Consider the following 11,712-nt stretch of genomic DNA (forward strand, 5'->3'; position numbering starts at 1 on the left):
AGTTGCCGTACTTCGTGCGCAACAACACCCAGGTGGCGATCGCCGCGAACACCAGCCAGTAGATGATGGTGATCTTGACGTTGACGCCGCCGACGTCGAACGAGGACGCGAAGACCTTCTTGGCCTGGCCGAAGCCGTCCATGTTGCTGATGTCGTCGGTGGCGACGTTGCCGGTGACCAGCTTCGTCACCGCGAGGTTGACGCCCTGCAGGATCAGGAAGCTGCCCAGGGTGACCAGGAAGCTCGGCAGGCCGGTCTTGACGACCATCCAGCCGTTGAGGAAACCGATCCCCAGCGACACCATCAGCGCGACGATCACACCGACCCACACGTTCATGGTCAGCTGGTAGCTGAGCATGCTCGCGGTCAGCGCGGAGGTGATGACCGCGACACCGGCGGAGAGGTCGAACTCCCCGCCGATCATCAGCAGCGCCACCGGCAGCGCCATGATCCCGATGGTCGACGAACTGTAGAGAATGTTCGCCATCGAGGCGCCGTCCCGTACCGGAGGGGCGGCGATCAGGAAGAACACGTACACCGCTGCCGCGCCGAGGAAGACTCCGACCTCGGGGCGGGCCAACAGCCGGATGGCCAGCGGGCGTTCCGCGGTCCGGCCGTCGGTGGGCTTGGGGCCGGGGGCCGGCGGTGAGGTCACCGCCGGCTCGGCGTGCTGGGTCATGCTCATCACCGGGTTCCGTTGGCGGCGTACTTGGCGACGGCTGCGACGTTGGTCTTGTCGACGAAGGCCGGGCCGGTCAGTACGGGCTGCTCACCGCCGCCGCTGTAGTTGCCGTTCGTCTTGTAGAGCCACAGGGAGTCGACCGCCAAGTAGCCCTGGAGGTACGGCTGCTGGTCGACCGCGAACTGGACGGTGCCCTTCTTGATGGCGTCCGTCAGGGTGCTGTTGAGGTCGAAGGTGGCGACCTTCGCCTTGCTGCCCGCGTCGGACAGGGACTGCACGGCGGTCAGGGCGAACGGGGCGCCCAGCGTGACCACGTAGTCGATGGCCTTGTCCTGGGTGAGCTTGGCCGTGATCGTCGACTTCACCGACGGCATGTCCGTGCCGTTGACGTTGAGGACCTCGGTGGTGCCGCTGAAGGTCTTCTTCACGCCGTCGCAGCGCTGGGTCAGACCGATGTTGCCCTGCTCCTGGATGACACAGACGACCTTCTTGGCGCCTTCCGTGTTCAGCCTGTTGCCGAGCGCCTCGCCGGCGACCGTCTCGTCCTGGCCGAAGAACTCCAGCAGTCCGAGCTTCTTCCAGTCGCTGAGACCGGAGTTGAGGCCGACGACCGGTATGTTCGCCGTCTTCGCCTTGCCGATGACGTCCTTGAGGGCGTCGGGCTTGGCGAGGGTGACCGCGATGCCGTCGACCTTCTGGTCGATCGCGTTCTGCACCAGGTTCGACTGGTTGCCCGCGTTCGGGTCGGCCGAGTAGATGAGCTTGATGTTGTCCTTGTCGGCGGCGGCCTGGGCGCCCTTGCGGACGATGTCCCAGAACGTGTCCCCGGGCGCCTGGTGCGTGACCAGGGCGACCGTCATACGGGGAGTGCTGGCCTTGCCCGCGGAGGCGCCGGAGGTGTCCTCCGTGGACTTCTTGCCGCCCGAGCTGCTGGAGCAGCCGGCGAGGGTCAGTGCCGCTGCCGCGGCGACCGCCACGAAGGGGGCCATTCTGCGCGTACGGGAGTGGGAAGAACGGTCCATCTTTCCTGCACCTCACTGTGCTTCAGGGGAAAGGGAGCAATGATCTCAGAGATCAGGGCTCGGGGCCTGTGCAGCCCCGGGTCGTAGCCGTGAAACACGGCTGTTGCGCTGGGACGGAATCCAATCCCCGGTCGCGCCCGCTGTCAATACTTTGTTAAGACATCATTTCACAAGCAGGTCCGAATGTAAGTACAAACTATTGACAGGTGACCCCTCCGAGTCCTACACCTGGGAGTCGGCAGGCCCTCGGGACCCGCCCACCCCCCAGTAGCTCAGAGGAGTGCCGCGCATGGCCGAGTCAGCCCAGCCCTTCGATCTCATCACCATGGGTCGTATCGGGGTCGATCTCTACCCGTTGCAGTCCGGCGTGCCGCTGGCGCAGGTGGAGACCTTCGGGAAGTTCCTCGGAGGTTCGGCGAGCAACGTGGCCGTGGCCGCCGCCCGGCTCGGCCGGAACACCGCGGTGATCACCCGCACCGGCGACGACCCCTTCGGCACCTACCTGCACGAGGCCCTCAAGGACTTCGGGGTGGACGACCGCTGGGTCACCCCGGTCGCCGGCCGGCCCACCCCGGTCACGTTCTGCGAGATCTTCCCGCCGGACGACTTCCCGCTGTACTTCTACCGGCAGCCCAAGGCCCCCGACCTGGAGATCCGCACCGACGAGCTGGACTACTTCGCGATCCGCGAGGCCCGGGTCTTCTGGATCACCGGCACCGGCCTCAGCGAGGAGCCGAGCCGCTCCGCCACGCTGGCCGCCCTCAAGGCGCGCGACAAGGCGGGCACCACGGTCTTCGACCTGGACTGGCGCCCGATGTTCTGGAAGGACCCCGAGGAGGCCCGCCCGTACTACGCGGAGGCCCTGCGGCACACGACGGTCGCGGTGGGCAACCTCGACGAGTGCGAGATCGCCACCGGCCTCCGCGAGCCCCGCGCCTGCGCCGAGGCGCTGCTGGAGGCGGGCGTGGAGCTGGCCGTCGTCAAGCAGGGCCCCAAGGGTGTGCTGGCCGTGCACCGCGACGGCACGACCGCCGAGGTGCCGCCGGTCCCGGTCGAGGTGCTCAACGGTCTCGGCGCGGGCGACGCGTTCGGCGGCTCGCTGTGCCACGGACTGCTGTCCGGCTGGGAGCTGGCGAAAATCATGCGGTACGCCAACGCGGCCGGCGCCCTCGTCGCCTCCCGTCTCGCCTGCTCCACCGCGATGCCCACCGAGTCCGAGGTCGAGGACCTGCTCGCCGGCGCGCATGTGGACGCCTGACCCCGTGACCGCCCGAGCCATCCCTGAACGGAGCTTCTCTTGAGCATCAGCATCCCCGACCTGGTCACGGTCAGAGCCCGCCATCCCGAGGCGATCGCCGAGGCGGCGGCCCGCCGGGTGCGGCGCCCGCTGCTCGGCGACAGCGGTCGTCTGATGATCGTGGCCGCCGACCACCCGGCGCGCGGCGCGCTCGGCGTCGGTGACCGCCGTACGGCCATGGCGAACCGCGCCGACCTGCTGGAACGCCTCTGTGTCGCGCTGTCCCGGCCGGGTGTCGACGGGGTGCTCGCCACCGCCGACATACTGGAGGACCTGCTGCTCCTCGGGGTCCTGGACGGCAAGGTCGTGATGGGCTCGATGAACCGCGGCGGGCTGTCCGGCGCCGCGTTCGAGATGGACGACCGGTTCACCGGCCACCGCGCCGAGGACATCGAGCGGCTCCGCTTCGACGCGGGCAAGCTGCTGCTGCGCATCGACTACGACGACCCGGGCTCGCTGACCACCCTGGAGTCGACGGCCCGCGCGATAGACGACATGGCGGCACGCCGACTGCCGCTGTTCGTCGAGCCGTTCATCTCCCGCCGGGTCGACGGCACGGTCCGCAACGACCTGTCCGCGGAGGCCGTGACCCGCTCGATCGCCATCTCCTCGGGCCTGGGCGGCACTTCGGCCTACACCTGGCTGAAGCTGCCCGTCACGGCCGACCCGGACGACATGGCCGAGGTCATGGAGACCTCGACGCTGCCGGCCGTGCTGCTCGGCGGCGAGGTCGGCGACGACCAGGAGGGCGCGTACGAGAAGTGGCGCAAGGCGCTGCGGCTGCCCACCGTCCAGGGTCTGGTCGTGGGCCGCTCCCTGCTGTACCCCGCCGACGGCGGCGTCGAAGCGGCGGTGGACACCGCCGTAGGTCTGTTGTGAACCGGAGGCACACGATGACGAGCGCGTACCACCTTCCCGCGGGCAAGGCCCTCGGCGGCCCCTACGTCGTGGACGTCACCCCCGAGTCCGCGGCCTGGGGCTACTCCAGCCTGCGGGTCCTGGAGCTGCCCCCGGGCGGCACGCACACCTTCGACACCGACGACAGCGAGTGGATCGTCCTCCCGCTCAGCGGCGGCTGCACGGTCTCGGCCGCCGACGACTTCGGCCACGACACCTTCGAACTCCACGGCCGCGAGAGCGTGTTCACCTCCGTGAGCGACTTCGCGTACGTCCCGAGGGATTCCCGTACGACGATCTCGTCGGCCGGCGGTGGCCGCTTCGCGCTGACCGGCGCCCGCTGCGACCGCCGGCTGCCCGCCCGCTACGGCCCGGCCTCGTCGGTGCCGGTGGAACTGCGCGGCACCGGCAACAGCAGCCGCCAGGTCAACAACTTCGGCGCGGCCGGCGTCTTCGAGTGCGACAAGCTCATCGCCGTAGAGGTGATCACGCCCGGCGGGAACTGGTCCTCCTTCCCGCCGCACAAGCACGACGAGCACCGGCCCGGTGAGGAGTCCGTCCTCGAGGAGGTCTACTACTTCGAGTTCGCCGACCACGAGGGCACACCCGGTCTCGGCTACCAGCGCGTCTCGCCGTCAGGACAGGGCCGCAACACGGACGTCCTGGCCGAAGTCCGGGGCGGAGACGTCGTGTTGATCCCGGACGGCTGGCACGGGCCCTCGATGGCGGTGCCCGGCCACCACATGTACTACCTCAACGTCATGGCGGGTCCCGAGGAGGACCGTTCGTGGCTGATCTGCGACCACCCCGATCACGCCTGGGTCCGCGGCACGTGGCCCGAGCAGCCCGTCGACCCCCGCCTCCCCCTCTACACGGCACCGGAGAAGTCCTGATGACCACCCCAACCCGCCGCCTGACCGTCGCCCAGGCCCTGGTGCAGTTCCTGTCGGTCCAGTACACCGAACGCGACGGCGTACCGCACCGGTTGATCGCCGGCACCTGGGGCATCTTCGGTCATGGCAACGTTGCCGGACTCGGCCAGGCGCTGCTGGAGGCCGGCGAGGACACGATGCCGTTCCACCAGGGCCGCAACGAACAGGCCATGGTGCACGCGGCAGTCGGTTACGCCCGCCAGCTCGACCGGCTCTCCGCGCAGGCCGTCACGACCTCGATCGGACCGGGCGCCACCAACCTGGTCACGGGCGCCGCGCTCGCCACGATCAACCGCCTGCCGGTGCTGCTGCTCCCCGGCGACTACTTCGCGACCCGCGCCGCCGACCCGCTGCTCCAGCAGCTGGAGCACCCGGTCGAGGCCGACCTCTCGGTCAACGACACGCTGCGCCCGGTCTCCCGCTACTTCGACCGGATCACCCGCCCCGAGGCCCTCATCCCGGCCGCCCTGAACGCGATGCGCGTCCTGGCCGACCCGGTGGAGACCGGAGCGGTGACTCTGGCTCTCCCGCAGGACGTCCAGGCCGAGGCGTACGACTGGCCGGAGGAGTTCTTCGCCGACCGCGTGTGGCACGTACGGCGGCCCGCGCCGGACGCCTTCGAGCTGGCCGAGGCCGTCGAGGCGATCCGGTCCGCCGAGCGCCCGCTGATCGTCGCGGGCGGCGGCATCCACCACAGCCGCGCCGAGGAGGCGTTGAAGGCCCTGGTGGACGCCACCGGCATCCCGGTGGCCTCCACCCAGGCGGGCAAGGGCTCGCTGCGTCACGACCACCCGGCCGACCTGGGCGGCATCGGCCACACCGGTACCGCGGTCAGCGACGACATCGCGCGCGCCGCCGACCTGATCATCGGCGTCGGCACCCGCTACACCGACTTCACGACGGCCTCCAACACGCTCTTCCAGAACCCGGTCGTCCGCTTCGTCAACCTCAACATCACCGCGTTCGACGCCCACAAGCTGGCCGCGAGCACGCTGGTCGCCGACGCGAAGTCCGGTCTGGAAGCGCTGACTTCGAGCCTCGAAGGCCACCGCGTGGACCCCGCCTACGAGGCCGAGTACCGCGCGGGCAAGGAGAGTTGGGAGCGGGTGGTCGACATCGCGTTCACCGCCCCGGACGAGAACGCCGTACCGACGCAGACCCAACTCCTCGGCGCCCTCGACGCAGTTGTCGGCGACGACGACGTGGTGATCAACGCGGCCGGCTCGCTCCCCGGCGACCTGCACAAGCTGTGGCGGGCGCGCTCGCCGCGCCAGTACCACCTCGAATACGGCTACTCCTGCATGGGCTACGAGATCCCGGCCGGCATCGGTGTCCAGCAGGCCGCGCCCGACGTCGCCGTGTGGTCGCTGGTCGGCGACGGCACCTACCTGATGATGCCGACCGAGATCGTCACGGCCGTCCAGGAGGGCCTGCCGGTCAACCTGGTGCTGATCCAGAACCACGGGTACGCCTCCATCGGCGGCCTCTCCGAGTCGGTCGGCGGCGAGCGCTTCGGCACCGCCTACCGCTACCGGGCCGCCGACGGCACCTTCTCCGGCGACCCGCTCCCGGTCGACCTCGCCGCCAACGCGGCCAGCCTCGGCATGGACGTCCTGCGCCCCAAGACCGTGCGCGAACTGCGCGAGGCACTGGCCACGGCCCGCGCCTCCGACCGGCCGACCTGCGTCTACGTCGAGACCGACATCGCCACCCCGACCGCTCCCCCGGCCGAGGCCTGGTGGGACGTACCGGTCGCCGAGACCGCCTCGCGCGCATCGGCCGTACAGGCCCGCCAGGAGTACGACCGCCAGGTCGTCGACCGTCGCCGCCACCTCTGAACGCCCCTCCCCCGAAAGGCACTTGCACCATGAAGACGATCACCCACTGGATCGACGGCAAGCCCGTCGAGAGCACGTCCGGCCGCTTCGGTCCCGTCTACAACCCGGCGACCGGCGCGCAGGAGAAGCAGGTCGGCTTCGCGACCGTCGACGAGGTGGACGCCGCCGTCGCCTCCGCGAAGGCCGCGTTCGAGAGCTGGGGCACCTCCTCGCTCGCCAAGCGCACCGCGATCCTGTTCAAGTACCGCGAGCTGCTGGACGCGCACCGCGACGAGATCGCCGAACTGATCACCGCCGAGCACGGCAAGGTCCACTCGGACGCGCTCGGCGAGGTCGCGCGCGGCATGGAGATCGTCGAACTCGCCTGCGGCATCAGCGTGCAGCTGAAGGGCGAGCTGTCCACCCAGGTCTCGACCCGCGTGGACGTCGCCTCGATTCGCCAGCCCCTGGGCGTCGTTGCGGGCATCACGCCCTTCAACTTCCCGGCCATGGTGCCGATGTGGATGTTCCCGCTCGCCGTCGCGACCGGCAACACCTTCATCCTGAAGCCCAGCGAGAAGGACCCGTCGGCGTCCTTCCGGCTGGCCGAACTCGCCTCCGAGGCGGGCCTGCCGCAGGGCGTGCTGAACGTCGTGCAGGGCGACAAGGTGGCCGTCGACCGCATCCTGGAGCACCCGGACATCGAGGCCGTCTCCTTCGTCGGCTCGACGCCGATCGCAAAGTACATCCAGCTCAAGGCGGTTGAGCACGGCAAGCGCGTGCAGGCCCTCGGCGGTGCCAAGAACCACATGCTGGTCCTCCCCGACGCGGACCTGGACTTCGCGGCCGACCAGGCGATCAACGCGGCCTACGGCTCGGCCGGCGAGCGCTGCATGGCCGTCTCCGTCGTGGTCGCGGTCGGCGACACCGGCGACGAGCTGGTGAGCAAGATCGCCGAGCGCGCCGGCAACCTGCGCATCGGTCCCGGCAACGACCCGGCCAGCGAGATGGGCCCGCTCATCACCCGCGAGCACCGCGACAAGGTCGCCTCCTACGTCGCTTCGGCCGCCGCACAGGGCGCCGAGGTCGTCGTCGACGGCACCGGCTTCTCGGTCGAGGGCCACGAGGACGGCTTCTTCCTCGGCGTCTCCCTCCTCGACAAGGTGCCGCTGACGGCGGACGCGTACAAGGACGAGATCTTTGGACCGGTCCTGGTCGTCGTCCGCGCCGAGTCCTACGACGAGGCCATCACCCTGATCAACAGCTCCCGTTGGGGCAACGGCACCGCGATCTTCACCCGGGACGGCGGCGCCGCCCGCCGCTTCCAGATGGAGGTCAAGGCGGGCATGGTCGGCGTGAACGTGCCGATCCCGGTGCCCGTCGGCTACCACTCCTTCGGCGGCTGGAAGGACTCCCTCTTCGGAGACCTCCACATCTACGGCAACGACGGCATCGCCTTCTACACCCAGGGCAAGGTGATCACCACCCGCTGGCCGGACCCGGCCGACGGTGGCATCAACCTCGGTTTCCCCAGCAACTCCTGACGACCCGTCACCCTTTGTGAGGAGGTGCCCTCTGTGGCGAAGACCGGTGGCTACTCGCGTGCCGTGACCGGATCCCCGCTCGACGGCCTGCATTTCGCCCTGGACCGCAACAGTCCGGTGCCGCTGTACTACCAGCTCGCGCAGCAGCTGGAGGCGGCGATCGAGCACGGGACCCTCGCGCCGGGCAACCTCCTGGGCAACGAGATCGACCTGTCGGTCCGCCTCGGCCTGTCCCGCCCCACCGTCCGCCAGGCCATCCAATCTCTTGTGGACAAGGGGTTGTTGGTCCGGCGGCGGGGGGTCGGCACGCAGGTGGTGCACAGCCAGGTCAAGAGACCGCTGGAACTCAGCAGCCTCTACGACGACCTGGAGTCGGCCGGGCAGGGGCCGACCACGGAGGTGCTGCGCAACGAGGGCGTGCCCGCGACCGCGGATGTCGCGGCGGCCCTCGGGGTCGCGGAGGGCAGCGAGGTCACGCTCCTGGAGCGGCTGCGCTCCACGCACGGTCAGCCGGTGGCGTTCCTGTGCAACTACCTTCCGGCCAATCTGCTCGAACTCGACACCGCCCGGCTGGAGTCGACGGGCCTGTACCGGATGCTGCGCACCGCAGGCATCACCCTGCACAGTGCCCGCCAGACGATAGGCGCCCGCTCGGCCACCCCCGAGGAGGCCGCCCGGCTCGACGAGAAGGAGAACGCGGCGCTGCTCACGATGCAGCGCACGGCGTACGACGACACGGGGCGGCCGGTCGAGTACGGGACGCACATCTACCGGGCGTCCCGGTACGCGTTCGACTTCCAGTTGCTGGTCAGGCCCTGACCTGGACGGCGGAGTCCAGGCGTGCGCGCTGCTCCGCCGTCAGCTCCAGGTCCACGGCCGCGAGGTTCTCCTCCAGCTGGGCCACCGACGAGGCCCCCGCGAGCGGGACGATCGGCAGCGGCCCGCCCAACTGCCAGGCGAGCACTACCTGGTTGACGCTCGCTCCGGTCTCCTTCGCCACCTCCCGCAGCGCGGTGAGGCGGGCGGAGGTGCCCGGGTGGTCGTAGTCGGCGGGCAGGGGCTTGTCCTGCCGGGTGTAGGCGCCGGCCAGCAGGGGTGAGTAGGCGACCAGGGTGAGGGCGGGCTCGGCGCGCAGATAGCCGAGCAGGTCCGGGCCCGCGCTGCCGAGGCTGCCGTCGGGGAAGAGTTCTGACGGTACGTCGGTCCGGGGGCGCAGATAGCTGTGCTGGTACTGGAGCACCTCGTATCCCGGCAGTCCGGCCGCGGCGGCGAGCGCGCGGGACCGTTCCACCCGCCAGGCCGCGTGGTTGCTGACGCCGAGGAGGCCTACGGTGCCCTCGGCGACCAACTCGGCGAATCCTTCGACTGTTTCCTGCAACGGAACGCTCTGGTCCTCGATGTGGGCGTAGAGCAGATCGAGTTTGTCCACGCCGAGGCGTTCGCGGCTCCGCTCGGCGGACTCCCGGATGACCTTCGCGGACAGGCCCTCCGGGTTGTCGGTGTAACTCGTGCCGGGGGCCAGCGGACGGGCGCCCAGCTTGGTCGCGATCACGATCTCGTCGCCGATGCCGCGGCTGCGCCGCCAGCGGCCGAGCAGCTTCTCGCTCTGGCCGCCCTGGCTGCCGTCGGTCCAGAACGCGTAGTTGTCGGACGTGTCGATGAAGTTCCCGCCGGCCTCGACATAGCGGTCGAGCACGGCGAAGGAGGTCGCCTCGTCGGTGCGGGAGCCGAACAGCATCGCGCCGAGCGCGAGCACGCTCACCTCGCGGCGGTGGGCCGGATCGGTGCCGATGGTGCGGTACTTCATGATGATCCCTCCCGTTCGCACCCGGTTCTCCGGGCACGAACGGGAGTCTGGCGCTTGAAGCGCACTCCAAGTCAAGCTTCCTGGCGGCTACTTGGCGAACGGCCCGTCCAGCGCCGCCCATTGGAGCAGCATGATGGTCTTGGCGTCGGCGATCTCGCCGGTCCTGATCATCTCCAGGGCGCTGCGGAAGGGGAGTTCGAGGATCTCGATGTCCTCGCCCTCCTCCTGGAGGCCGCCGCCCTCGTGGGTGCGGGTCGAGGGGCCGTAGGAGGCGGCGTAGAAGCCGATGCGTTCGGTGACCGAGCCGGGGCTCATGTAGACGTCGAAGACGTGCTCCACCTCGCCGACGGTGTGTCCGGTCTCCTCCACCACCTCGCGCCGTACGGCCTCCTCCGGGTGCTCGTCCTCGTCGTCGAGGAGGCCGCCCGGGGTCTCGACGAGCATGCCGTCGGGGTGGCCGTTGACGTACACGGGGAAGCGGAACTGGCGGGTGAGCAGGACCATTTCGCGTTCGGCGTCGTACAGGAGCAGGGTCGCGCCGTTGCCGCGGTCGTGGGTCTCGCGCTCCTGGGTGGTCCAGGTTCCGTCGGCGTGCCGGAAGTCGAAGGTGGTGGTGCGCTCGACGTACCAGTGGCTGGAGAGCAGTGTCACGTCGCGGACCCTGACCCGGGGGTTGCCGGTCAGGTCGAGGCCGGTGCGGTCCAGGCCGGTGCGGCCCCGGCGGTCGGGGGTGTCGGCGCCCGCGGTCATCGGGTACCGGCCGGAGAGGAGGAGACGATCGAGTTGTTCATGCCCGACGTCTATCACCCCGGCGTGTGGAACGCGTGGCCGAAACCGGTGAGCCGCAGGCCCAACCGATGTGCCGGTTGTGTTGATTCGTCGCCTGCCGTCCCTTCCGCTGGGCATGCTGGGAGCATGTCTGAGCACGGTGATCAGGTTCCCGGGTACCGGGTGATCAGGATGGAAGCGCTGCAGGACGCCCCGGCAGCCGCCCTCGCGGACGTGGAGGCGTGGCGGGCCCGCGAGGCCTACCCGAACGTCCTGGCCGGCGGCGGCCCGGTGTTCGGAGTGGCCGAGGAGCTGGACTCCGGCGGCTGGCGGGTCCTCTCCCGGTTCGGCAACATGGCCCCGCAGGGCTCCCGCGACACCCTGGCGATGACCTTCCGGCAACGCGCGCGGGAAGCCCTCGACTCGGGCGACCCGGCGACCCAGCAGGAGTGGCTGCGCGGGGCGGAGCGGCTGGACTGGGAGAAGGTGGACGAGCTGACGGTGCTCGACCGCCGGTTCCGGGTCGTGCGGGCCGACCAGTTCATCCGGATGGGACCCACCGGCCCTGAGCCTCCCCGGCCGTCCGACCCCGACCCGGCGAAGGTCGGGCACGGTCATGAACTCCCCAGCCGCACCACGGGGTTCGTGATCGACCCGTTCACCGCGACGGGCATGTCCGAGGGCATCCTGCGGATGGAACTGCTGTCGCTGGTCCGCGCCCCGGGGACGGCTCCCGCCCCCGTGCGCAAGGACTCGGTGCGCGCCCTGAAGACACATCCGGGGGGTGTGCTGCTGCCCGCCGAGTTCACCGCGGCGGAGCACGTGGACGGCGGCTGGCAGCCGACGCAGATGACGAACCCGAGCCCGCAGGGGGCGCGGGACACGCTCACCACCTATCTGCGGGTGATGGCGCCGGCCATGGAGCAGTTACTGACCTTTTCGGGTT

11 protein-coding genes are annotated in these 11,712 nt (G+C 70.0%); 7 read left to right on the top strand and 4 right to left on the bottom strand.

Annotated features, from left to right (window positions below):
• Both JHN45_RS45330 and JHN45_RS45335 read right to left on the bottom strand, forming a co-directional pair.
• Positions 1-685 (bottom strand): ABC transporter permease (locus JHN45_RS45330; protein ID WP_374195683.1); only part of this gene is annotated, 685 nt, incomplete at its 3' end.
• Positions 685-1,704, bottom strand: coding sequence for a sugar ABC transporter substrate-binding protein (locus JHN45_RS45335; RefSeq protein WP_200714295.1), 1,020 nt, complete (start codon positions 1,702-1,704; stop codon positions 685-687). The genes JHN45_RS45330 and JHN45_RS45335, both read right to left, overlap by 1 nt.
• Positions 1,705-1,993: 289 nt before the next feature.
• Here JHN45_RS45335 and iolC point away from each other — a divergent pair, with 289 nt between their 5' ends.
• Genes iolC through JHN45_RS45365 form a run of 6 tightly spaced genes read left to right on the top strand, consistent with a single transcriptional unit; the run spans position 1,994 to position 9,010 of the window.
• Positions 1,994-2,962 (top strand): 5-dehydro-2-deoxygluconokinase, encoded by a 969-nt coding sequence (gene iolC, locus JHN45_RS45340; protein WP_200714294.1) that lies wholly within the window; start codon positions 1,994-1,996, stop codon positions 2,960-2,962.
• Positions 2,963-3,001: 39 nt separating this feature from the next.
• Positions 3,002-3,880 (top strand): deoxyribose-phosphate aldolase, encoded by an 879-nt coding sequence (locus tag JHN45_RS45345; RefSeq protein WP_200714293.1) that lies wholly within the window; start codon positions 3,002-3,004, stop codon positions 3,878-3,880.
• A gap of 14 nt (positions 3,881-3,894) precedes the next feature.
• Positions 3,895-4,791, top strand: a complete 897-nt coding sequence (gene iolB / locus JHN45_RS45350) for a 5-deoxy-glucuronate isomerase (RefSeq protein ID WP_200714292.1) — start codon at positions 3,895-3,897, stop codon at positions 4,789-4,791.
• Positions 4,791-6,668, top strand: a complete 1,878-nt coding sequence (gene iolD, locus JHN45_RS45355) for a 3D-(3,5/4)-trihydroxycyclohexane-1,2-dione acylhydrolase (decyclizing) (protein WP_201055271.1) — start codon at positions 4,791-4,793, stop codon at positions 6,666-6,668. Before iolB ends, iolD begins: the two co-directional genes overlap by 1 nt.
• Before the next feature lie 29 nt (positions 6,669-6,697).
• Positions 6,698-8,191 (top strand): CoA-acylating methylmalonate-semialdehyde dehydrogenase, encoded by a 1,494-nt coding sequence (locus JHN45_RS45360; protein ID WP_201055272.1) that lies wholly within the window; start codon positions 6,698-6,700, stop codon positions 8,189-8,191.
• A 33-nt stretch (positions 8,192-8,224) separates the two neighbouring features.
• Positions 8,225-9,010 (top strand): GntR family transcriptional regulator, encoded by a 786-nt coding sequence (locus JHN45_RS45365; protein WP_307783379.1) that lies wholly within the window; start codon positions 8,225-8,227, stop codon positions 9,008-9,010.
• On the opposite strand, the gene JHN45_RS45370 is transcribed toward JHN45_RS45365, so the two are convergent.
• Together JHN45_RS45370 and JHN45_RS45375 are read right to left on the bottom strand one after the other, a co-directional pair.
• Positions 9,000-9,998, bottom strand: a complete 999-nt coding sequence (locus JHN45_RS45370; RefSeq protein WP_200714289.1) for an aldo/keto reductase — start codon at positions 9,996-9,998, stop codon at positions 9,000-9,002. The genes JHN45_RS45365 and JHN45_RS45370 overlap by 11 nt on opposite strands.
• Positions 9,999-10,085: 87 nt before the next feature.
• Entirely contained in the window at positions 10,086-10,748 is a 663-nt protein-coding gene (locus JHN45_RS45375; protein WP_201055273.1) for an NUDIX domain-containing protein, read from the bottom strand.
• Positions 10,749-10,913: 165 nt separating this feature from the next.
• On the opposite strand from JHN45_RS45375, the gene JHN45_RS45380 reads away from it, so the two are divergent.
• A partial coding sequence (locus tag JHN45_RS45380) for a DUF5954 family protein (RefSeq protein ID WP_236584813.1) occupies positions 10,914-11,712 on the top strand: 799 nt, incomplete at its 3' end.

It is taken from the genome of Streptomyces sp. MBT53, assembly GCF_016654115.1.
Lineage (GTDB): Bacteria > Actinomycetota > Actinomycetes > Streptomycetales > Streptomycetaceae > Streptomyces.

What these genes read in the sequence shown, in the direction of transcription:
- iolC (WP_200714294.1), top strand. Translation starts at nt 1,994, where the DNA reads ATGGCCGAGTCAGCCCAGCCCTTCGATCTCATCACCATGGGTCGTATC.
- iolD (WP_201055271.1), top strand. Translation starts at nt 4,791, where the DNA reads ATGACCACCCCAACCCGCCGCCTGACCGTCGCCCAGGCCCTGGTGCAG.
- JHN45_RS45360 (WP_201055272.1), top strand. Translation starts at nt 6,698, where the DNA reads ATGAAGACGATCACCCACTGGATCGACGGCAAGCCCGTCGAGAGCACG.
- JHN45_RS45335 (WP_200714295.1), bottom strand. Translation starts at nt 1,704, where the DNA reads ATGGACCGTTCTTCCCACTCCCGTACGCGCAGAATGGCCCCCTTCGTG.
- iolB (WP_200714292.1), top strand. Translation starts at nt 3,895, where the DNA reads ATGACGAGCGCGTACCACCTTCCCGCGGGCAAGGCCCTCGGCGGCCCC.
- JHN45_RS45370 (WP_200714289.1), bottom strand. Translation starts at nt 9,998, where the DNA reads ATGAAGTACCGCACCATCGGCACCGATCCGGCCCACCGCCGCGAGGTG.
- JHN45_RS45375 (WP_201055273.1), bottom strand. Translation starts at nt 10,748, where the DNA reads ATGACCGCGGGCGCCGACACCCCCGACCGCCGGGGCCGCACCGGCCTG.